This window comes from Nonomuraea sp. NPDC050227 (assembly GCF_044459705.1).
Lineage (GTDB): Bacteria > Actinomycetota > Actinomycetes > Streptosporangiales > Streptosporangiaceae > Nonomuraea.
On the sequence record NZ_JBITJF010000001.1, the window covers coordinates 319162 to 339407 of the forward strand.

Annotated in this window: 21 protein-coding genes and 1 pseudogene; 18 read left to right on the forward strand and 4 right to left on the reverse strand. The window is 64.2% G+C overall.

Translation table 11 applies throughout. The features are described from left to right. Positions 1-4 precede the first annotated feature (4 nt). Positions 5-1198, reverse strand: coding sequence for a sensor domain-containing protein (locus ACIBK9_RS01805; protein ID WP_397154404.1), 1194 nt, complete (start codon positions 1196-1198; stop codon positions 5-7). Between the two features lie 317 nt (positions 1199-1515). Here ACIBK9_RS01805 and ACIBK9_RS01810 point away from each other — a divergent pair, with 317 nt between their 5' ends. The 3 genes from ACIBK9_RS01810 (at position 1516) to ACIBK9_RS01820 (ending at position 4589) form a co-directional block, all read left to right on the forward strand. Next, on the forward strand, positions 1516-1953 hold the full coding sequence (locus ACIBK9_RS01810; RefSeq protein ID WP_397154406.1) for a hypothetical protein: 438 nt from the start codon (positions 1516-1518) through the stop codon (positions 1951-1953). Between the two features lie 277 nt (positions 1954-2230). Continuing rightward, positions 2231-2776 carry a GNAT family N-acetyltransferase gene (locus ACIBK9_RS01815; protein WP_397154408.1) on the forward strand — a complete coding sequence of 182 codons (546 nt, stop codon included), beginning with the start codon at positions 2231-2233 and terminating at the stop codon, positions 2774-2776. A gap of 1618 nt (positions 2777-4394) precedes the next feature. Continuing rightward, complete coding sequence (locus ACIBK9_RS01820; protein ID WP_397154410.1) at positions 4395-4589, forward strand: hypothetical protein; 195 nt, start codon at positions 4395-4397, stop codon at positions 4587-4589. A 416-nt stretch (positions 4590-5005) separates the two neighbouring features. Here the strand turns inward: ACIBK9_RS01820 and ACIBK9_RS01825 are convergent, their stop codons facing one another. Continuing rightward, positions 5006-5947 (reverse strand): hypothetical protein, encoded by a 942-nt coding sequence (locus tag ACIBK9_RS01825; RefSeq protein ID WP_397154412.1) that lies wholly within the window; start codon positions 5945-5947, stop codon positions 5006-5008. Continuing rightward, a complete protein-coding gene (locus tag ACIBK9_RS01830; RefSeq protein WP_397154414.1) occupies positions 5944-6543 on the reverse strand; it encodes a DUF6932 family protein in 600 nt (199 codons plus the stop codon). The genes ACIBK9_RS01825 and ACIBK9_RS01830 overlap by 4 nt, the downstream gene beginning before the upstream one ends. 384 nt (positions 6544-6927) lie before the next feature. Here ACIBK9_RS01830 and ACIBK9_RS01835 point away from each other — a divergent pair. From ACIBK9_RS01835 to ACIBK9_RS01850, 4 genes and pseudogenes are all read left to right on the forward strand, one after another. Beyond that, positions 6928-7140: pseudogene (locus tag ACIBK9_RS01835) on the forward strand (HNH endonuclease); the annotation flags it as partial. A gap of 18 nt (positions 7141-7158) precedes the next feature. Further along, positions 7159-8844, forward strand: a complete 1686-nt coding sequence (locus tag ACIBK9_RS01840; protein ID WP_397155882.1) for a DEAD/DEAH box helicase — start codon at positions 7159-7161, stop codon at positions 8842-8844. Positions 8845-9179: 335 nt separating this feature from the next. Continuing rightward, positions 9180-10166, forward strand: a complete 987-nt coding sequence (locus ACIBK9_RS01845) for a hypothetical protein (RefSeq protein ID WP_397154416.1) — start codon at positions 9180-9182, stop codon at positions 10164-10166. A gap of 362 nt (positions 10167-10528) precedes the next feature. Beyond that, positions 10529-11059: an NUDIX hydrolase gene (locus tag ACIBK9_RS01850; RefSeq protein WP_397155884.1), complete on the forward strand. Its 531-nt coding sequence runs from the start codon at positions 10529-10531 to the stop codon at positions 11057-11059. Here ACIBK9_RS01850 and ACIBK9_RS01855 read toward each other — a convergent pair. Further along, positions 11037-12260, reverse strand: a complete 1224-nt coding sequence (locus ACIBK9_RS01855; RefSeq protein WP_397154418.1) for an XRE family transcriptional regulator — start codon at positions 12258-12260, stop codon at positions 11037-11039. The two genes, ACIBK9_RS01850 and ACIBK9_RS01855, sit on opposite strands and share 23 nt — an antisense overlap. 362 nt (positions 12261-12622) lie before the next feature. Here ACIBK9_RS01855 and ACIBK9_RS01860 point away from each other — a divergent pair, with 362 nt between their 5' ends. The 11 genes from ACIBK9_RS01860 to ACIBK9_RS01910 all read left to right on the forward strand — a co-directional run bounded on the left by ACIBK9_RS01860 (position 12623) and on the right by ACIBK9_RS01910 (position 20161). Beyond that, on the forward strand, positions 12623-12802 hold the full coding sequence (locus ACIBK9_RS01860; protein ID WP_397154420.1) for a hypothetical protein: 180 nt from the start codon (positions 12623-12625) through the stop codon (positions 12800-12802). Next, positions 12799-13131, forward strand: coding sequence for a hypothetical protein (locus ACIBK9_RS01865; RefSeq protein WP_397154422.1), 333 nt, complete (start codon positions 12799-12801; stop codon positions 13129-13131). The genes ACIBK9_RS01860 and ACIBK9_RS01865 overlap by 4 nt, the downstream gene beginning before the upstream one ends. Before the next feature lie 287 nt (positions 13132-13418). Next, on the forward strand, positions 13419-14135 hold the full coding sequence (locus ACIBK9_RS01870; protein WP_397154424.1) for a GntR family transcriptional regulator: 717 nt from the start codon (positions 13419-13421) through the stop codon (positions 14133-14135). A gap of 122 nt (positions 14136-14257) precedes the next feature. Next, positions 14258-14683 carry a plasmid replication, integration and excision activator gene (locus ACIBK9_RS01875; RefSeq protein WP_397154426.1) on the forward strand — a complete coding sequence of 142 codons (426 nt, stop codon included), beginning with the start codon at positions 14258-14260 and terminating at the stop codon, positions 14681-14683. Further along, a complete protein-coding gene (locus ACIBK9_RS01880) occupies positions 14683-14949 on the forward strand; it encodes a hypothetical protein (RefSeq protein ID WP_397154428.1) in 267 nt (88 codons plus the stop codon). The genes ACIBK9_RS01875 and ACIBK9_RS01880 overlap by 1 nt, the downstream gene beginning before the upstream one ends. Further along, the gene (locus ACIBK9_RS01885; RefSeq protein WP_397154430.1) at positions 14946-15275 is read left to right on the forward strand and encodes a hypothetical protein; all 330 of its coding nucleotides are present in this window, start codon (positions 14946-14948) and stop codon (positions 15273-15275) included. The genes ACIBK9_RS01880 and ACIBK9_RS01885 overlap by 4 nt, the downstream gene beginning before the upstream one ends. A gap of 84 nt (positions 15276-15359) precedes the next feature. Next, a complete protein-coding gene (locus tag ACIBK9_RS01890; protein WP_397154432.1) occupies positions 15360-16787 on the forward strand; it encodes an FtsK/SpoIIIE domain-containing protein in 1428 nt (475 codons plus the stop codon). After that, positions 16784-16987 (forward strand): hypothetical protein, encoded by a 204-nt coding sequence (locus ACIBK9_RS01895; RefSeq protein WP_397154434.1) that lies wholly within the window; start codon positions 16784-16786, stop codon positions 16985-16987. The genes ACIBK9_RS01890 and ACIBK9_RS01895 overlap by 4 nt, the downstream gene beginning before the upstream one ends. Beyond that, on the forward strand, positions 16984-18597 hold the full coding sequence (locus tag ACIBK9_RS01900) for a replication initiator (RefSeq protein ID WP_397154436.1): 1614 nt from the start codon (positions 16984-16986) through the stop codon (positions 18595-18597). Before ACIBK9_RS01895 ends, ACIBK9_RS01900 begins: the two co-directional genes overlap by 4 nt. Further along, entirely contained in the window at positions 18594-18785 is a 192-nt protein-coding gene (locus ACIBK9_RS01905) for a helix-turn-helix domain-containing protein (RefSeq protein ID WP_364326961.1), read from the forward strand. The genes ACIBK9_RS01900 and ACIBK9_RS01905 overlap by 4 nt, the downstream gene beginning before the upstream one ends. Continuing rightward, a complete protein-coding gene (locus ACIBK9_RS01910; RefSeq protein ID WP_397154438.1) occupies positions 18782-20161 on the forward strand; it encodes a tyrosine-type recombinase/integrase in 1380 nt (459 codons plus the stop codon). The genes ACIBK9_RS01905 and ACIBK9_RS01910 overlap by 4 nt, the downstream gene beginning before the upstream one ends. The last annotated feature ends 85 nt before the right edge of the window (positions 20162-20246 follow it).

The window sequence follows — 20246 nt, forward strand, 5'->3', positions numbered from 1 at the left end:
TTGATCAGTACGGACGCGGGATGTCGACGGTGATCCTGGTCGGCCCGGCCGGTGGGCTGTCGATGATGAGCTCGCCCGAGAGCAGGACGGCCCGCTCGTACATACCGACCATTCCGGTGCCGTGCGCCGAGTTCGCGCCACCGAGACCGTCGTCGGACACCGTCAGCCTGATCCTGTCAGAAGTCTGTGCCAGCTCGATGTGAATGTGGTCCGGCGTCGCGTGCTTGATCGCGTTGGTGACGGCCTCACTGGCGATGTAGTACAGCGACGACTCCACCGGCAGGGAGAAGCGCCCGACGCCCTCGGCGTCGACGGTGGTTTTGATGGGTACGCGGCGTGCCAGCTCGCGCAGGGCGGCGCCGAGGCCGTCGTCGATCAGCGTGCGTGGCCGTAGCCCGTGTACGACGTCGCGCAACGTGTCCAGCGCCAGTTCGTTCTCTCTCCTGACCGCCTCCAGCGACTCCAGCGCCGAATCCTGCTTCGGCCCTGGCGGGAACATCTCACGTACTTCCAGTTCGAGCATGCCCAGGCGCATCGCCGAAGTGGCCAGGTGCTGCTGGGTGCCGTCGTGCAGGTCGCGTTCGATCCGCTGCCGCTCCCCCTCGAACCGGTCGAGTTCGGCGATGTTGGCCCTGGCCAGGGACGCCACCTGCGTCTGGAGTTCCTCCACCCGAGGCGAGAGGAGTGCGGTGGCCAGCGCACCCTGCACACTGGCCAGCAGCGTCACCACGTAAGGCGAAACGACCAGCAACACCACTCCCAACAGGGCCAGAAGCGGGAGTTCCGTGTGGTTCGGGCTCAGCGGCGCGTCCACGCCCGCCATGACGAGCATCGCTATGACCCCTGTGAAGACCAAGACGGCGATCACGATCAGCATGACGAATGAGATGAAGCCGATCAGCATGTGCGCCAGTGCGTAGGAGACCTCCCGCCACAGCACCGGCTCTTGCAGACCTGGCAGACCCGGAGACCGGCCGGCGATCGGCCGGTACCCGGCCAGCCTTACCAGGCGGCGCTCAGCGTTGGCGAGCCCGTGCGCCCAGTAGGGGATGGTGCCGATGAACGCGAAGGCCAGCACGGTCACGAGCCAAAGCGCGGCGCCGATCGACAGATACATCAGCGACATCCAGGGCCAGCGCGTGAACGGGAACCGGATGGGGGACCTTCGCAGCGCGGTCAGTGCCGCCGATTGGTGCATGCCAAGAGACGGTACGCGTTCCGGAATCTCTGGACAGTGAGGGAACCCCATCACTTCGAGGTAGCTTTTAGCCTACTTCGAAGCGGTCGGGCGCCGAGTTCCGTGGGACGGGGCCGTCAGGCCGAAAGCGCGCTCGCCCGTCTCGGTGTCGAATTCTGGACCTCCGCGCGGCGCAGCGTCGCCAACCACATACGCGAGCTCCCAGCAGCCGCATCGGCCATGCTCTGCACGGCTGTCCGGAATCACCAAGGCCGCTCACACCATTGGCATGACGCACGAAGCTCTGATCTGTCGGTGCCTCTCACTACGATCACCGCATGTTCGGCTTGGACGCGACGAATTCGATTCTCCTCGCCCTGCTGCTGTCGATCCTCGGGATCGTCATCAGCCGGTGGACAAGACAGCGCAAGGTAGCGCGGATCTACGTCGGCCTGGACTTCATGACCCCTGTCGATGTTCAGGTTCGGGCCCATGACCTCATCGAGGCAGACAGGATCCGCGAGGCTGTAGCACTGATCCGAAAGGAGTCCCAGGTGTCCTGGCCCACCGCGGTGAAGGTCACACGGGTTCTGCGCGCTGGTGGCGTCCTGCCGGGCTTCCCGGTGTTCGACGACAGCGATCTACCTACCCGGATTCGCAAGCTGATCGAGGCCGGCAACCGGAAGGAGGCCGTCTTTCTTGCGCGAAGCACCGAAGACATGAGCCAGTCAGAAGCCGAGACACTCGTCGACTCACTCTCACGGGAACCAGGGTGAGCGGTCGCCGTACATCGAGAAGACCCCGCACCCGTCACGGGTAGTGGCCTTTGACGTGGTCGTGACCTTGCGCTGCTTGTAGAGATCGGGATCACAGGACCGGCCGGCCGCCGACAGATCCGCGCTTCTTGCGGCTGGCCGCCTGGCCCGGCAAGCAGGACGAGCGGAAGATCAAATAGTTAGCTGTGGCCACCCGCTAACAGGACCTTTCGTACGGATGCTCGTCGTGCCCCCGTCTCCGTCCGAGGTTGACCAGCCTTGGGTTAGGTTGGTCGGGATGAGGACATATGAGGATCTTCCGGCGGAGCTGGTGACCGAGCGGCTGCGGTTGCGACGGTGGGTGCCGTCGGACGCAGAGCAGTTCCGCGGGTTGTGGTTCGAGCGGGACCCGCGAGTGCCTGCGGCCCGGCGGATCGACGCCGAGGGACGGCCGACGGTCGAGGACGTCCGCGGCTGGCTCGTTGACAATCCGCTGACGGCGGCTCCTGGGCTCGGGTTGCTGGCCATAGAGCTGCGCGACACCGGTGAGTTCCTCGGGTATTGCGGATTGACCGTCGGCCAGGGAACGTTCGACGAACCTGAGATCGCCTACGAGCTGGCACAACGAGCTCACGGCCATGGTTATGCGACAGAAGCCGCCCGTGCGGTCTTGGAAGCCGCGATTCGAACAGGACGTCGCCGCCTCTGGGCCACTGTGCGGGAGTGGAACACCCCCTCGTTCCGCGTCCTTGAGAAACTCGGCTTCCACCGAAGCGACCGCATCGACGAGGACGTCGAACACGGCAACTCGATCTGGATGACGCGCGTACTCGACCCGCGATAGAGACGCGAGCATCAGCCACCAGATCACGCAGCTCGCGCAGGTGGCCGCCGCCGAAGGCCCCGACGGGACGCAAGGGCACGCACCCCGGGCCCCGAACGCCGCACGGCCCTCAGGCGGCCTCAGCGCCCCCCTCACCTCCCGGCGATGAGGCCAGCACGGCCGCATCCACCCCCAGGGCCGCTGCGGAACCCGAAAAGATCTTCCGGCGCGAGGTCATCGACCGGCACCAGCTGCTCGCGCAGACGAACCCGGAAACGTCGGAGGCCGGTGGCCAGGACATCGCCGACCCTCAAGGTCTTCCACGCAGCCAGAGCACGAGCGTTCTAACCGTCCGAAGCCCGGTCGCCCCTCATGGAGGTCCCCTACGCCCTACGTCATGCGGCCGTCTCCACATGGCTCAACGCTGGCGTGCCGAGCGCCCCAGGTAGCCGAATGGGCACGTCGGCAACCGCGATCAGCCGGTCGACCAGATCGGGCAGAAGGGCTGGATTGATAGCGAGGCCGCATAGGACAGAGTTCACAGGAGCATCCTGCCCGGGCCGTGATCACACGGCTCGTGATCATCTCCGAGATGGCGAGGTCTTACCTCCCGACCGTCGCCTTGTTGCGCACGAGACTTCGGCCACCCGTGCAGGCGACTTCGGAAATCGACACACAGATGGTGATCTCGATTTCGTCCTTTGGCTTCGGGACCGTTGCAGGAACATTGGCATGGAATAGCCCGGTTCCATCGCGGGGTACCCACGAGCGAGAGCGCGCCTCTGGCCGCCCTGCTCAGTCATCACAAGGACGAGGTCACGACGCGTTCGAAGCAACGTAGTGGCCGGTAGCCGGTGGCGTCGAGCTTGGCCGGTTCGGTGCCGACGATTCGTTGATCACGCAGAGGGTCGGGCGCAGTAGCACGCGCCCAATGCCAGCGCGTAGAGGGCGGCACGAGTGCTGCCGAAGTAGCTGCAGTGCCGTCCCAGGGTGCCTGATTCCTTCCGAAGAGCTCTGTGACGCTCCGTTCCTGAGGTGGACGCGCACACTATGGGAGCCAGTGTCGCTGCAGACACATCCTGAGCGCCGCAGTCCACCAACCATGATCACTAAGGAATGCATAGGGAACGATCAACCATAGAGAGCCGGCGCCACTCGTGGACGGCCGGACACAACGCGAGAGGCCCGTCACCGCGTTTCCGCTGGTGACGGGCCTCTTCCCGCTGGTGTGGCAGGTGCAAGGTTCGAACTTGCGTAGGCTGAGCCGACGGTTTTACAGCGGGCCAACGTATAGGGCTGCATCATGCCGCCCACCTGCGAATACGGCTCCCGCGCGTCTCTTGTACTGAAGGCTCATCCCGCGTATATCCCGTGAGGCAGAGCCAGCCACCAACACCCCGGGAGCCTGCAGCTAGAGGCCGATCGCTCGACCTGCAAACCAGCGCACAAAACCAACTTCTCTGCGGATCTTGATTGTCCTAGTATGTAGTTGCCTCGTCCATGAGACGAGCAGCGTGGCTACTGTAGTCGCACGCTGAAGCGCCTTCTCGGCGCCCATTTGGATGCTACCCAGGCGGAGCTATGTCCTGATCGAGGCGGTCAAGGGCTCCTGGGTAGTCAGAGCCGAGAAGAGGAAAGCGTGACCGACATCTCCCGCAGGGCGCTTCTGATCTTGATTGCCGCACTTGTCGGCACCATCGTCGGAGAAACTACGGGCATCCTGGTCGCTATCGACGAAGGAAGCATCTCCCAGTGCTTTATGGCCGGAGGGGGCGCCTTTGCAGGTTCTGTGGCCTTGCTCCTCGGCGTGTTCCACGCGTTGAAGGTGCTCTGATCCTCGCCCTGTCGCCCGCCGGTACAGGGCTCATGCTACGACGATCAGCCACGTTGTTCAGTGAGCCAGGGTGAGGAACGAACCCTGGATCGTCGATCGCCCCAAGCACTTATGGGGCCAGCCACACCGTGGCGATCGTAAGGGCTGCATCCGTGTGGCGGCGCGGCAACCCCGGCCGGCGCGTCAGGTCGATACGGCGGGGCCGGTGTGCCGTGCCCGGCCCGGTGTCCCGCCGCCGTCCGGGACCGGCCCCCAGGCCGCACGCCCGGACGGCGGGCGGGCGGAGGGCCGGGGTACGGCGGCGCGCCGCGCCGCCGCTTGATCCCTTATAAGCCAAATTCGGCAACAGACCCGCGACCAACAGGCTCTGGCCGGAGAGGCGCCCTGAGACGAGTCACATGTTGTTAAGGAATAAGCTAGAGACGCCGGCGTTCAATCAACTCATGAAATACGTTCTTCGATTCGCGCTTAGCCGTCAGAGCATCAATCTTCTGCTCGACCGTTACGCTAATCTCTATCCACTCACCAAAGGCGAGCCCGAGATCAATTAGCTCACTCCTATCTATTTCTACTTTACGGCCGCCACGTCTCTGGTTCATCGAAGACTTCACGGTCAGTCGTCCTTGACCCGATGGCGCGCTTACTTCAGTCACGAAGCCTCTAATGACCTTTATTTCTCTACGAACCTGAGGGCGCATGCGGCTCTGTATGTGATGACGACCTGCCGACGTAAGCTTGCTGGTGCGCACACTTCCCGTGTCGGCGTGCCAGCCCAGGTCAACGTCAATACCACTCTTATCAAGAGTGGTCACAAGGTCCTCAAAGGCTTTAAGCATGGACGGCGAGGCCTCTAGATCGTCCCCAGATTCAGCTGCTTCCACGAGCCGCATGAGGTCATGCATCGCACGATCTACCGAAGATCCAGTCTCTTCGCTCGACAAAGTGAAAGTGACATCGCTAGAAGCCGGCGCTTCTGGGACCTCATCGGTCCTGAGCGATTCTGCATACACAGGACAGAGGTGGAGGACCGTACTCCCGCGCGAAATCCCCACCAAGCCCAACTGTACTTTGGTGGAAGCTGCAGCAGTAATGATGTCTTGCAGGCGCCGCAGAATTGGATCCGCAGTCCCAACCAGAAGTAGGCCCTCAGGGATTTCTTCGCTCATCAATCTGAGGGTCAGCTCCTCCTCCAGTCTCGCGGAGGGCTCGACATCCTGGAGGGCCTCCAACTGGTTGCGCCGCATCGCGGTGTCGAACTCATCGGAGGTGAGGGGTTCATCTTGCATGAGGCTACGCATGCGCGCCTCGACCTTGACGCCAACCCGTTCGCGTGCTCGTTGTCGCCAGTCGCCGGTCACAGGGTCACCTCCAGGTATCCCCTCGCTGGAACACAAGAATCTATCGTGGGGGCTTGCTTGTCCATCGTTCCGGGTGGGTGCCGTCGTTGCCACCAGTCGTCGTATCGGCCTCGATCGCGGAAGTACTCCTGCTCAGCAGGACTCATACCCCTGAGCTGGAAGACATGCGGCACGGGGCGATAGTCCACCCGGTAAGGATCTAGACGAAACTCGGGCTGGATCTTCCTTCGATTGAACGCCTCAGTGATCCACTTAGCGCCTGGTTTCGACTTGAGCGCCGCGATCACCTCGGCGTCGGTGAAGACAGTGAGGTCGATGTCGCTGGGATCGATCTTGGTGCTGACAAAGCTCCCAGCAAGCCACAGGTGGCGGATGATGGGTCGCCCGAGCGACGCCCCAGGGTTCAGCCGCACAGGCTCATCAAAGAGAAGAAGGTACTCCGTGAGCTTGTCCCACAGGTCAGAGCGCGTTCCAGATGTAGCGAACCGCTGATCCGCTACTAAAAGCTCATAAGCCATGTCCATGTCGATCTGGAAGCGACCGCAAGGGAGATGCCCATTTGCGCCGAAAGCGGGCATAACGCTCGATGCGACCACGTCGTGATCCTCCTAGGGCTACAGGCTCTACAGAGGACGCCGACCATGGCACTTTGGTTTACCCGTAATGGTATCGAGTGGAGCACTTCGACCTAGATGATGATCTACTGAGAGTATTTGCGCTGGTCAGGCTGCCGCCTGTGGCGTCGTAGGGTTGTGGCCAGCCATACCCAGATCGCCGCGAAGCAGGCTGAACCACCCTCCGGCAGGTAACACCGTCGGACACCTGACTGGCTCTTCGGCCTGGACCCCTTCCCCTCTCTCGCCTACTATGCGGCGAGCACCTTCACTAGCTGCAGATATCCAACTCCCGACTGCTCGTTGTCGACTCAGTTCTGTAACTCGACACCAAAATGTCGTACCGCGCCGCTACCCTCCGGAGCTATGGCAGAAGCCTTGCCGGGCGAGGCCCGAGATCCGCGGCGCGCCTTCAACAGTTCCGAACGCGTAGCCCTGTACCTGGCAGCGGACGGGCGATGCACCTCGTGCGGGCAGGAGCTAGGACCGGGGTGGCACGGTGACCACATCCAGGCCTGGACCGACGGCGGGCGGACGGATGTGACAAATGGGCAGGCCCTCTGTCCGAAATGCAATCTGAAAAAGGGAGCAAGTTCCATGGCAGATGCGTTCGGGCTACGAGAGTGGCAGCAGGAGGCTCGTGAGCGGTATCACGGCCGCCACGGTGGTACTGATGGAAACTTCCTCGTAGTCGCCACGCCCGGGGCCGGCAAGACAACGTTTGCCTTGACTATCGCGCAGGACCTGATCGACCAGGACACTATCAACAACCTCGTGGTCATCGTCCCTACATCCCATCTTCGCCGACAGTGGTCGGAGGCCGCTGCCAAAAAAGGCATCCAGCTCGACCATAATTTCGTCAACGCAAACACCGTCGTCGGCGCGGACTACGACGGCGTAGTGGTCACCTATCAAACTGTTGCATCTTCTCCGCTCCTCTGGCGCAGGCTATGTTCGAATCGCCGAACACTAGTGGTCTTCGACGAGATCCACCACGCGGGCGAAGGCGACGGGCAAATTTGGGGTCCGGCCTTGAAAGAGGCCTTCGAGGTGGCGACTCGTCGCCTTCTGCTCTCAGGAACGCCGTTTCGCACGGATGGCATGCCGATTCCTTTCGTAGAGTACGAAAGCAACAGGGCAGTTGCAGGCTACAACTACGACTATGGCATGGCACTCACCGATGGGGGGGTCGTACGTCCAGCGGTCTTCCCTGCCATGGACGGAGAGTCCAAATGGCGACGGTCCGGAGAGCTCGCCGTAACGTCTATCGCCCTGGTCGACACGGACGAAAAGACTGTCCCACCCGCACTCCAGGCTGCCCTAAATCCGCAAGGGGAGTGGATTCCCTCCGTGCTGCGCGCAGCTGATGCGGCGTTGACACAGACTCGCCTCGACACTCCAGATGCGGGTGGGCTAGTCATCGCCAGCAATCAGGACCACGCGTATGCTTACTGCGATATTCTCGAGAAGATCACTGGAGAACGTCCGGCTATTGCCGTTTCGGATGAGCCTGAGGCGTCCAAAGTAATCAAGCGTTTTGCCGCCTCAGAAAGCCGATGGATCGTAGCCGTTCAGATGGTCGCAGAAGGCGTCGATATTCCTCGACTCACAGTAGGAGTATACGCATCGCGCATCCGGACTCAAATGTTCTTCATTCAGGTAGTAGGACGCTTTGTCCGCCTGCGGGGAGACGACGACGAAACTACAGCACGTCTTTTCATACCTTCTATCCAGCCTCTGCTTACATACGCACAGGATATCGAAAAGACTGTCGACGCCGTTATTGCTGATCAGGAGAAACGCGTCCGAGATATGCAGGATGATGGAGACTCTGACGAGCCTCCGTCTCTTCTTCCGACGATAGAGATCGTGGGATCATCGGAAGCTAGCCATCACAGCACCATCGCAAACGGCGAAGCAATCACTCCTTCAGAAATGGCTTATGCCAAGAGCGTTCTTAGCAGGGCGGAAACCGCGGCGCCTCGCGGCACTACCCCGGAGTTCGTCGCCCTCCTCCTGCGAGCTGCCGGCGCCTCCCAACCCGTAGCCGAACCTCGCCGGCCCGACGTTGGACACGAACCGCTGGCGGACAAGAAGCGGGACGTGCGGACGTTGATCAAGCGTAAGGTCGGCAGGTTGAACCTGGCCACAGGCAAGCTCCATCAGTACATTCATGCTGAGATGAACCAGGCTCTCGGAGACACAACCACGACCGCCACGATGGACTCTCTTCTCAGACGAGTCGAGATGCTGGATCGGTGGCTGGAGGAGGTACAACAGTGAGGACACCCGATGGGAACGCCGTGCTGGTCAATGCCCTCAGCTCATCGCTCCGTTCCACCCTCAACGGGTTGGACACGGCTCCTGACCTGATCCGGAGAGTCTTGGAGGAGGGCTCGTGGCGCAGTTTCACGACGCCTCGGGGCGAAGAGGTCGAGCACACTACGTTCGAATCCTTCTTGACAACCCCTCCCTCGAAAGGGTTGGGAAAGACAGTCGCTCAGATCGTAAAAGTTGCTGGTGAGGATCCGGAGACTCTTAAGCTCCTGGCACAGGAGCTTGGCACTCCACCCGAAGATCTACGTTTGAGAATGCGGTCTAAAGAATCCTATAGCACAGTGGAGCAAGACGCTCGCAGCTTTGGCTCCTACGCGAATTCAGGCGGGTGGATGTTTGGGTTGATGGTAGCTCGATGTGTTCAGCCGCAAAATGTTGAGGCGACGCATAAGGCGTCGAGTGAGGACAAAATATCAGCCAAAAAGTTCGCGCTTATGGCTGGCACCTCTGCGGTTCGTGTCATGCGATTCTACCGAGCCTGGGAGCGCGCTGCGGAAGCGGGCGTTGTGCCATCTCCGGGCTTGCTTACTCCTGGACAGGAGATTGAGCTTCCAGAACCGGGCTTGTGGGGCGAGTATTTCACTAAGTACGAGCAGAGTTCAGATCGGCGAGAGAGCATTGCGCTACAGGCCGAGATAGCTGGCACAAGTTACAATCAGGCCGTTAGAGTCGCCGAGAATCCCGCCGCTCTGCGCACCGCGATTCTCGGTGATCCCAAAACAGCGGAGGCTGCTCGCGCCGCCCTGGCAGACAGAATGCAAGACGATGTCGAACTACAGGCGAGGCTAGCGCAGACCATCGTACAGACGCCCGATCTTCGCAAAGCTGTGACTGCCGAAAGCCGCCGAGTTGAGCATGTTGCGCTACTACGCAGAGCTATCGATTCCGGTACCGTGAAGACTCCTGCTGGTCAGATCATCGAGCTTCCCGAAGACGTGAAGAAGAAAGTAGCCGAACATCTCACTGATATCGAGAACGCCCCAGCACAGTCGGAGTCTGGTGAAGCATATGAAGCTTTCCGGCAGATTGTCACCGAGACCATTGAAGCCAACCCTCAACTGCTTGTAAGCGAGCGGAGACATAAGCTCTATGGTCGCATTCAAAAGGCAGCTAAGGCATTCTCCGATCTTGATCCCAAAGAAGTGGAAAAGCTCGGCGAGGACGATCTCGTGCAGACCCTAGAGGAAATTCAAGAGGTAATTGGCGATCTCTTGTCGAACGCGCGGAGGAATCGCCGCCCACTTCGATCGGTCAACAGCGAATCATAGTTTGACGACTCAGATGACGTTCCCTGTGACTAACCTCCAGGATGCCGAGCAGTGTTGAGTGTTCATACCTGACGCCAGCCCGCATGCTGCCTCGCCCCTGTTTCAGACGCGAAGGCAGCACGGGCTGTGACCTGTGGAGAGCGGCAAGGCTTGTTGGCCGCTCGGACGCACGGCGAGTCACCCACTAGAGGAGTACTCCTTGAATGGCGCAGAGAACGCCCCGTCATCGGCGGGCCACGGCGGCGTTGCAACGCCAAGTGTGCTGGCGCATCTCTGTTATCGACGAGAAGGGCGTGTAACTCGGATGCGTAAGGCGGTAGCTTCGCATTGTGGCTGATGACGCTGAGCTGACGCGCTGGGTGGTGCATGGCGAGCGGTTGATCTACGACAACCGGTGGATCCGGCTCGGGATGGCCGATGTGGAGATCCCGGGTGGGGAGCGGTTCGAGCATCATGTGGTGCATCTGGACCGGGCTGCCATCGCCGTGGTCGTGGATGAGCAAGATCGGGTGTTGCTGATGTGGCGGCATCGGTTCGTGTTCGACCGGTGGGGATGGGAGCTTCCCGGCGGGCTGGTCGAGGCCGGCGAGGATCCGATGGCGACCGCTGTGCGGGAGGTGGAGGAGGAGACCGGGTATCGGCCGAAGCGGGTCGAGCATCTGGTGAGCTATCAGCCGATGGCCGGCATGGTGGACTCCGAGCACATCCTGTTTCTGGTGCATGGCGCCGAGCTGGTCGGTAAGCCTGAGGGTGAGGTGGAGGCCGATCGGATCGAGTGGGTTCCGATGGCCGAGATCCCCGAGATGATCGCCCGCGGGGACATCTGGACGTCCGGGACACTGATCGGGTTGCTTCAAGCCCAACAGCGGCTCAACGGCCGAGAGCGCGGTTGACCGCTCGCGAGAGTTCTTCGATGCGGCGGCGTTGGCGGCGGCAGCCGGTCATCGTGGCCAGCTGCTTGGCGCGCTGGATGTGGGGCTGTGCTGCTTCAGGTTCGCCGGCCGCGAGCAGGGCGTGGCCGAGGTCGCAGCGGACGCCTGCTTCGGCGCGGTTGTAGGTGCCGTCCATTCCGGCGAGTGATGAGCGTAGGTCCTCGACCGTGTTGGGGTCGCCGAAGCGGAGCAGGCAGCTTCCGCGCCAGCGGGCGAAGTGGTGGACGTTGATGGACAGGTAGGGCATGTCCGGGTCTCCGTCGCCATCCGGCAACACGGCCGCGGCTTGGTCGAGTGCCCGGCGGCATGCGTCTTCGTCGCCGAGGATGGCCGCGGCTTCGGCCTCGGCCGCTGCGAGCCATGTTCTGAGGCGGGCCGGAACGCGGTCGCGGTGGGTGGCGTGGATGTGCTGGAGGAGTTCGGCGGCTTCGGCGGGGCGGCCCAGGTCCGTGAGGACGTATGCCTGTTCGCCGGAGACGTAGGCCAGGACTGCGGCATCCTCGGCTTCGCGGGCGGCGGCCTTGGCGCGTTCGTAGTGGTTCCACGCGTCGTTGAGCGCCACGGTGTTGATGGCCTGCCAGCCGGCCAGCGAAGCTGTTTCTGCAAGTAGGTGGGCGAGCTGAGTACGGATGCCCGGGCGGACGGCGTGGCGGTGGGCTCGTTCGATCTGGGCCATCTGGGCGTGCATCTTGTCGGCGATGGCGATGCTGCCGAGTCGGCGGTCCTGGAGGCGGAGGTTGTTGGTGTCCGTACGCAGGATCATGACCATGGTGTCGTCGACGGCTGCGGCGGCCTCCAGGCGGGCGGTGAGTTCGTTGGTCTGCTCCTGGTGCTCGTCGTCGAGGTCGCCTGTCGGGGACGCGGTGTCGAGTGGGGCCAGGCCCAGGAGCATGCGGGCGTGGTCGGGGAGGCCGAGTCCGGTGGCGATGCGTTCGAAGACGGCCAGTTCTTCGATGGGGCCGGCCGTTCCGTTGAAGATCTTGTTGACGCGGGGCTGGGCGATTTCGGTTGCTGATGCGATGCGGACCTGACTGATTCCGCCGTATTTGGCGACCAGGCGGAACAGTCCCGCGATGTCGCGGTTTTTCAGGCTTTCTCGCATATCGTCGCGTTCCCATACCGATGGTGGGAGCTTGATCGGCTGGAAACCACTCGCGCGCATGCGACCCTCCGGAACTCGTACTCCGAGATTGTGCATTGCTGTGCGGCGGACTCTATATGCCTCGGCGGTATATCGCCGTGGGATATGTATAAACGGTTGGTCCATTCATGCTCTGCCGCATGACAACTCCAGTCAGGTGCGAAGAATGCGAGGGGCGGGGATGGAAGATCGTCACCCGTCGTGGGCATGTGGCGGCATCGAGGTTGGATGCGGCCTCGTCGGTCACCACTGAGTGCCTTCACTGCGAAGGGGCCGAGCACGGTCCTGGCGGCGGCGAGGCGTTCGAGTGGGAGGTCCGGGTCCGGTCCGGCCTCGGCGAGGAGCTGGGGACGTGCGGTTCGAGTTCGTTCCAGGCGACCGCCATGGATGAGCTGCGTAAGACCATGCGGGGCATGTCGGAGGACGCCGGCGCGGTGCTGGGGCGGATAGTCCACAGCGTCTACGGGCTCGGGGCCGTACCGGACGAGACCACCCGGCGCGAGATCTTCCGGGCCTACCTCGACGCGGCGGGCTCGGTGCGGTTCGAGCGGGTGGCCGAATGACGGCCCCCGTCGTGATCTCGATCGATCCGCGTCGTTCCGCTGAACTGCTCCAGGAAGCGCTGGAGCAGAACGGCGTCAGCGCCGATGTCCATGACGGGTACGGGCTCGCCCTGGTGTCTGTCTGGGTCGGGCTGGTGGTGTGGTGCGACGGTCGTCACTACTGGTGGCGAACCGGCTGGAATGTCGCCCGTCGTCGCGTCATCTATGCCTGGCATCCGGCGATTGATCCGGTGCGGGCCGCCCGTCGTATCTCTATGCATTATTCGGACCTGCGTAGGACGCAGCCATATTCGGCGTTGATCGCCGATCTTGTTGACGGGGTCGAGTAATGACCGGCCGGCGGGTGTCGTGCGGGGTGGGGACGGAGCGCCGTGATTTCTCGCTTGTGCAGCACGCGGTTGTGCGTGGCGCTTCCAAGGCGTTGTGCGGCAAGACGATTCAGCTCGTGGTGATCGGCGATTGGCAGGTGCCGTTCATGCCGACCGTCCCGAGCGCTTGCGAGGAGTGTGTACGCCTCCTCGCAGGGCGTTCTGAGTCCTAATCATGGCCTGACAAGTCTTGGCTCAGCCGGTACTGTACTTATGCGGACAAGCGCAAGAGTGAACGGACGGCCAACATGAGCATGGACTTCGCCCCGCCGAAATATGCGCAGGTCATGCAGGCGATCCAGGAGCGCATCGAGTCGGGCGAGTACGCCCCCGGCGACATGCTGCCGTCCGAGACGCAGCTTGTTCGTGAGCTGGGCGTGGGGCGCACCACGGTGGTGCGGGCGCTTCAGACGCTCGCCATGCAGGGGTGGATCGAGCGCGAGCACGGGCGCGGGTCGTTCGTGAAGGGCCGGCCGGAACGCGAGGCGGAGACCGTGCGTCCGGGCCTGGGTGCTGCGGAGCAGGGAGAGAGCGCCGACAGTCTTGTTGAGGTGGCGCGGGTTCCGGCGCCTCGGCATGTCGCGAAGTTGCTCGGGATCGCCGAGCGTACGCCGGTGATCGTTCGCAAGCGGGTGGCTCGTCAGGCGGATCTCGTCTCGGCGGTGGAGACAGTGTGGGTGCCGCTGGAGATCGCGGTGGGGACCGACCTGGACAAGGCCGAGCCGTTGCGTGGCGGCATCCGCAAGCATCTCCAGGCGGTCAAGCATGTGCGGTTCGATCGCATCACCGAGCGGCTGTCCGCGCGTAAGCCCACGAAGGACGAGGCCGAGCTGCTGGGCTCGCCCAATCCGGTGCTCGGCGTGACGGCGACGGTGCACGACCCTGCGGGGAACGTCCTGCTGGCCATGAGCCTGGCGCTGCCTGGCAGCCTGCATGAGCTTGAGGATGTCTACAAGGTGAGGTAATTCTTACCGCGCCACTCCGGCTCAACCACTTGTGCGGACGAGTGGCCACAGCCTACTCTCGACTCATGCGGACAAGTGGACGAGCGAACGAAGGGCTCTCCATCGCTATCGAGAGGAACCACATGGCAATCCAGGGACCCATTCCCGTCAGCTACACCATGGTCTTCCCGCACGGCTGCTACATCGTCGGCGAGGTCGAGCCCGTCAAGGACTTCGACGCCTCGCCCAACGGCCGGTTCGTGCAGGCCCGCGACAAGCAGACCACCGAACTGGTCTGGCAGGTCGCGGTCATGGACGGCGACCCAACCCTCAAGCCCGCCCAAAAGACGGTCGCCGTCAAGATCCTCGCGCCGGTCCAACCGGTACCCCCGCAACCCATGCCAGGGCTGCCATTCACACCGGTCGAGTTCAACGGCATCACGATCACGCCGTATGTCAACGCCGCCGGACGCCTCGCGTACTCGATCAAGGTTCGCGAGATGTACGCGCCTCGCCAGACCGCCCAGCCCGCTCAGAACAAGGCTTCGGCCGGAAAGGACGCCGCCTGATGACTCGACGCCGTACCCCGCGCAACAGCGTGATCCGGCTGACCACCGGGCACTCCGCCCGCACCCTCAACCACCCGTTCGCCCGCCGTGAACCCGTCCTGGCGCTCGACTTCGGCGCCACCTCCGTCCTGGTCACCACCAACGGACCCGTCACGGTGGAGGACCTGCAGTTCGCCCGCCAGCTCGCCCACGCAGCCAACCGCTTCGCCCGCTCCGTTGAGCGCAGCTTCTACGGCCTGTCCGACGGCAAGGGGGTCGCGGCATGAGTCTGCGCCCGTACACCTACGTCACCCTGTCCCTGCGACCGGAGTCCACGCCGCACGTCGGCGTCTCCTTCCACACGTCCGACCTCAAGGTTGGCGCTGGTCTCCTGCTCAGCAACCCGCGCCCGTACCTGGAGCTCTACTCCCACGAGGCCAACGTGCACATCTCCACCACCGGGGCCGGCCCGGTCACCGACGCCGACCTGAGCACCGCCCGCGAGATCTTCACCGCCGCCGCTCGCTACCTGGCCGACTGCGAGCAGTTGCACGCCGAACAGACGGCCAACGACCAGGACGCCACCCCGGACACCACCGACCCGGCGACCTGACATGAGGCGGGGCCGCTGGAAGCGGCAACTTCCGGCGGCCCCTCGGTTCTCCCCTGACTCCACATCACGAGAGGTCCCAAGCTTATGTTCAAGCGGCTGCCTGGAGACGAGGCGCGCAACCTCGTCTCCACCACGCCCGACACGGCCGTCGTCTTCCGACCGGCCGTGGTCAAGACACCCGCAATCCTGACCATCGTCATCCTCATCGGTCGCATGGTTGCCAGGCTCGTCCGTACGATCTGGCGTCACCCCATCGCGGCCGCCGTCCTCGTCGTCCTCGGCGCTCTCTGGTACGTCTACGGCTGGCCAGTCGCGGCGTCCCTGACCGGGACCGTCGTCATGGCCCTGGCCTCCTGGACGTTCCTCGACCGACCTTCGTTCGCCCGTCTCGTCGGCTACCGGCTGCTGGCCTGGTGGCGACTCGTCTGGATCTACCGGCGACACTGGCAACCCGTCATGATCGTCTCCGGTCTCGGCCGTCACATCCGGGGCCGTGACTACCTGCCCCGGCTGGGCAAGGTCACCTGTACCTCTTGGGCCGACGTGGTCACCGTGCGAATGCTCAAGGGCCAAGCCGTCAAGGACTGGGCCGATCGCACCGATCACCTGGCCCAAGGCTTCGGCGCGACGTCGTGCCGCGTGGCGCTGTCTCACGCTGGGCGGCTCTCGCTGACCTTCCCGCGCAGCGATCCACTCGCCTCTCCCCTGCTGGCGCTCGCTATACCGGACGAGCCGACCGTGGGGCCGGTCGAGATCGGCAAAGGCGAGGACGGGCGGCCGTGGCGGCTCAAGGTGCACGGCACCCATGTCCTCGTCGCGGGCGCGACCGGGGCCGGCAAGGGGTCGATCATCTGGTCCGTCATTCGCTCCCTGCTCCCCGCCGCCGACGCGGGCCTGGTCGAGCTGTGGGCGCTGGATCCCAAACTCATGGAGTTGTCCTACGGCCGTGCCTTGTTCGGCTCCCGGTACGCCGCCACGCCGGAGGAGTGTGCCGATCTGCTGGACGAAGCCGTGTGCGTCATGCAGAAGCGGGCGGCTCGGTTCGCCGGGCTCCAGCGCTCCCACACGCCCACCGTGGTTGATCCGTTCGTCCTGGTCGTCGTCGATGAGGTGGCGTTCCTGACCGCCTACCAGTCCGACCGGCAACTCCGGCAACGCATCTCCGCAGCGCTGGCCACCCTGACCACCCAAGGGCGCGCGGTCGGTGTCGGCATCCTGGCCGCACTTCAGGACCCGCGCAAAGAGGTCATGAACATCCGCAACCTGTTCCCCGACAAGATCGCCCTCCGGCTGGACGAGTCCGAGCAGGTGGACATGGTCCTCGGCGACGGCGCACGCGACCGGGGCGCCCTGGCCGACCGCATCTCACCTGTCCCGGAGCTGGGCGCGGGCGTCGGCTACGTCCGGCTGGAAGCCAGCCCCGGACCTGTCCGGGTCCGCGCCGCCTACGTCTCCGATCACGACATCCGCGCCATGGTCGACGCCTACGCCCCGCGTGGGGAGGCAGCGTGAAGATCTGCTTCCACGGCACCGCCGACGAAATCAGCCGGGTCGCCGGCCGCCCCCTCCTGGTCCTGCTGACCGCCCGTGACCTGCCCCGAATGCGGGTCTTCGAGCTCTACCAGCCCCACGTCCACGCCTCCCCCTCCCACGAGCACTACCGGCTCTGCGCCCTGATGACCGAGACCACCGACGAAGGGAGGACCGCATGACCCATCCGCACGACCGCGCACTACCCCGGGCCGTCCGCCAAGCCATGCCGATGGCCCGGGACGTACTCGTGGAGGTCGCCAAGCTCCACGGAGTCTGCATCCGGCCTATCCCGCTGCGGCGGCTCGACATCGTCACCGGCAAGTCCGAGATCATCGATGTCCCCTGCGGGGCCACTCTCGCCAGCAAGTGCCCGCCGTGCGCCAAGCGCAACCGGCAGCTCCGCATGGCCCAATGCCGCGAGGGCTGGCACCTCGACACCGAACCCACGATCACACCCGACGAGCCGAACGAAGAACAGCACTGGCTGATCGAGTTCCGCGCCGACATGCAGGCCAGACGGGATGCCGCCGAGCAGGCCGGCGACGACACGACCGACCTGGACGCCGTCCTGTCCGGCCTCGATGACGAGATCAACGCCGCTGGCATGCGTGGCAGCGTCACCGGATCCGCGGTGCCCAAGCGCACCCGATCAACCCGCCGGCGGCAGGACGCCCCCGACCTGCCCCAGCGCAAGATGACCAACACCACCCTTGGACGCACCTTCACCAGCACCGGCGGCAAGACCTACCGGCCGTCGCTGTTCGTCACGCTCACCCTGCCCAGCTACGGCAAGGTCCGCGACGGCGTCCCGATCGACCCCGACACCTACGACTACCGGCGCGCCGCTCGGGACGCGCTGCACTTCCCCAAGCTCGTGGATCGCTTCGTGCAGAACCTACGCCGGGTCGCAGGCTATGACGTGCAGTACTTCGCGGCTGTAGAGCCTCAGAAGCGGCTCGCGCCGCACCTGCACATGGCCATTCGCGGAACGCTCCCGCGCGCGGAGATCAAGCAGATAGCCGCCGCCACCTATCACCAGGTGTGGTGGCCATCAACCGACAATGTGCGCTTCGACGGTGATCACCTGCCCGTCTGGCAGGACGGGAACGGCTACCTCGCCCCGAGCACCGGCGAGCTTCTGCCCACCTGGGACGAGGCCCTTGACGCTCTGGACGAGAGCGCCGAACCCCTCCATGTGCTGCGCTTCGGCGATCAGGTGGACGTGCAAGGTGTTCTCGCCGGCACCCCGGACGCCGACCAGTGCATCCGCTACCTGTCCAAGTACCTCACCAAGTCCATCAGCGACAACCTCGACGGCGGCCAGGCCCAGCGCGAGCACGCCGCCCGCATGGTCGATGCCCTGCGCTATGAGCCCTGCTCGCCGACCTGCCCGAACTGGCTGCGCTACGGCGTCCAGCCCAAGAACGCCAAGGCGGGGATGGTTCCCGGCCGGTGCCGCTCCAAGGCGCACAAGCCCGAACACCTCGGCTACGCCGGCCGCCGGGTCCTGGTTTCCCGTAAGTGGTCGAACAAGACGCTCGCCGAGCACAAGCAGGACCGCCGTACCTGGGTCCTGGAAGCCCTCGGCCAGGCCGAGGAACCGACCGACCCTCACCGCTACGTCTGGCGTCCCGTCCCTGCCGGAGACGCGAATGTGCCGCCGCTAGCCGTACGCCTCCTTCGAACTGTGGCCGAACGCCAACGCTGGCGAGCCCACCTCAGAGAGCTGGAGGCCAGAGCAGTCGGATCCGATCTTTCGGCAACTGAGGAGACAGGGAGGGCGGCATGAGCAGGCGAAATGAACTCCTCACCGTCGCCCAGGTCCTCGACGAACTCGGCGGAGTCTCCCGCCGCACGTTCTACCGCTGGCGCGAGATCGGCAAGGCACCGAAGGGCATCCGCCTGCCCAACGGCGAACTCCGCATCTACCGCAGCGACCTCGACGCCTGGCTCGAATCCCTCCGGAGCGCAGCATGACGACCTCGTACGACGTGAAGTTCTGGGAGATCCGGCGGAACAAGTCCAGCAAGTCACCCTCCTATGAGGTGCGCTGGAAGGTCGGCGGACGTGAGAAGTCCAAGACGTACAAGACCAAGGCCCTCGGTGAGAGCTTCTTGACCGACCTGCGGCAGGCCGCGCGGCGGGGCGAGGCGTTCGACCTGGAGACCGGTCTTCCCGAGTCGATGACGAAGGCCAAGGACGCTCGAACCGTCCTCGACTTCGTGAAGGCGTACGTCGAGGCGCGTTGGCCGTACGCGGCTGCCAAGAGCCGCGACAGCATGTCCGATGCCCTCGCAACAGCTCTCCCGGCGCTGACGACGGACAAGCCAGGACGGCCGGACTCGGGCCTCCTCCGCACTGCCCTGCGTCAGTACGTTCTCCTGCCCGCAGACAAGCGGCCCATCATGCCCGCCGACATCGCGCGGGCCGTCCGCTGGCTGGAAGCGGCATCGCTCAGCATGGAAGCGCTCAACGACACCAAGGCGGTTCGTCCGGCCCTGGATGTCCTCGCGCTGCGCCTCGACGGCCAGAAGGCCGGCGCCAACACGATCAGGCGGAAGCGCGCCGTCCTTCACCACGTCTTCGAGTACGCCGTGGAACTGGAAGAGCTGCCCTCCAACCCCCTGCACCGGATCAAGTGGAAGCTCCCGAAGACGACCGAAACGGTGGATCCGCGTGTCGTGGTCAACCCTCGCCAGGCCAGGGAACTGCTCGTGGCACTGACCTACGTGGGCAAGCGCCAACGTGGCGGAAAGGGGCGAGGGCAACGGCTCATGGCCATGTTCGCCTGCATGTACTTCGCCGCCCTCCGGCCCGGCGAGGCGGTCAGCCTCCTGGAGCAGAACTGCCACCTACCAGCGGAAGGCTGGGGACGGCTCACCCTCGACGGCTCACGTCCAGAGGTGAACCGCCGCTGGACGGACACGGGAGACGCCCACGAGTTGCGCGGCCTCAAGCACCGGGGCGAGGACGACGTCCGCCGGATCCCGATCCCTCCAGAACTGGTCAAGATCCTTCGGCAACACATCGCAGAGTTCGGCGTAGCCCCTGACGGACGCCTGTTCCGCAGTGAGCGTGGCGGGGTGGTCGCTTCGACGGCCTACACCGAGGTCTGGCAGGAAGCCCGCACCCTCGCGCTCACACCCGCCCAGGTCGCCTCACCACTCGCCCGCCGACCGTACGACCTCCGGCACGCGGCCGTCTCCCTCTGGCTCAACGGCGGCGTACCGGCCCCAGAGGTGGCGGCCCGTGCCGGCCACGGAGTGGATGTCCTGCTGCGTGTCTACGCCAAGTGCATCGACGGCCAGGAGGACATCGTCAACCAGCGGATAGCGGACGTACTGACCGCATGAGATCACAAACAGCACCACTCGAAAGGCTCCGGCTTCCCCCGGGGCCTTTCGGCGTTGAGGGGCGGCAGCATCCCGCACACATCCC

Coding starts and splice junctions, on each gene's coding strand:
- ACIBK9_RS01805 (WP_397154404.1), bottom strand. CDS start 1,198: ATGCACCAATCGGCGGCACTGACCGCGCTGCGAAGGTCCCCCATCCGG.
- ACIBK9_RS01810 (WP_397154406.1), top strand. CDS start 1,516: ATGTTCGGCTTGGACGCGACGAATTCGATTCTCCTCGCCCTGCTGCTG.
- ACIBK9_RS01815 (WP_397154408.1), top strand. CDS start 2,231: ATGAGGACATATGAGGATCTTCCGGCGGAGCTGGTGACCGAGCGGCTG.
- ACIBK9_RS01840 (WP_397155882.1), top strand. CDS start 7,159: ATGGCAGATGCGTTCGGGCTACGAGAGTGGCAGCAGGAGGCTCGTGAG.
- ACIBK9_RS01855 (WP_397154418.1), bottom strand. CDS start 12,260: ATGCGCGCGAGTGGTTTCCAGCCGATCAAGCTCCCACCATCGGTATGG.
- ACIBK9_RS01860 (WP_397154420.1), top strand. CDS start 12,623: ATGGATGAGCTGCGTAAGACCATGCGGGGCATGTCGGAGGACGCCGGC.
- ACIBK9_RS01865 (WP_397154422.1), top strand. CDS start 12,799: ATGACGGCCCCCGTCGTGATCTCGATCGATCCGCGTCGTTCCGCTGAA.
- ACIBK9_RS01870 (WP_397154424.1), top strand. CDS start 13,419: ATGAGCATGGACTTCGCCCCGCCGAAATATGCGCAGGTCATGCAGGCG.
- ACIBK9_RS01875 (WP_397154426.1), top strand. CDS start 14,258: ATGGCAATCCAGGGACCCATTCCCGTCAGCTACACCATGGTCTTCCCG.
- ACIBK9_RS01880 (WP_397154428.1), top strand. CDS start 14,683: ATGACTCGACGCCGTACCCCGCGCAACAGCGTGATCCGGCTGACCACC.
- ACIBK9_RS01885 (WP_397154430.1), top strand. CDS start 14,946: ATGAGTCTGCGCCCGTACACCTACGTCACCCTGTCCCTGCGACCGGAG.
- ACIBK9_RS01890 (WP_397154432.1), top strand. CDS start 15,360: ATGTTCAAGCGGCTGCCTGGAGACGAGGCGCGCAACCTCGTCTCCACC.
- ACIBK9_RS01900 (WP_397154436.1), top strand. CDS start 16,984: ATGACCCATCCGCACGACCGCGCACTACCCCGGGCCGTCCGCCAAGCC.
- ACIBK9_RS01905 (WP_364326961.1), top strand. CDS start 18,594: ATGAGCAGGCGAAATGAACTCCTCACCGTCGCCCAGGTCCTCGACGAA.
- ACIBK9_RS01910 (WP_397154438.1), top strand. CDS start 18,782: ATGACGACCTCGTACGACGTGAAGTTCTGGGAGATCCGGCGGAACAAG.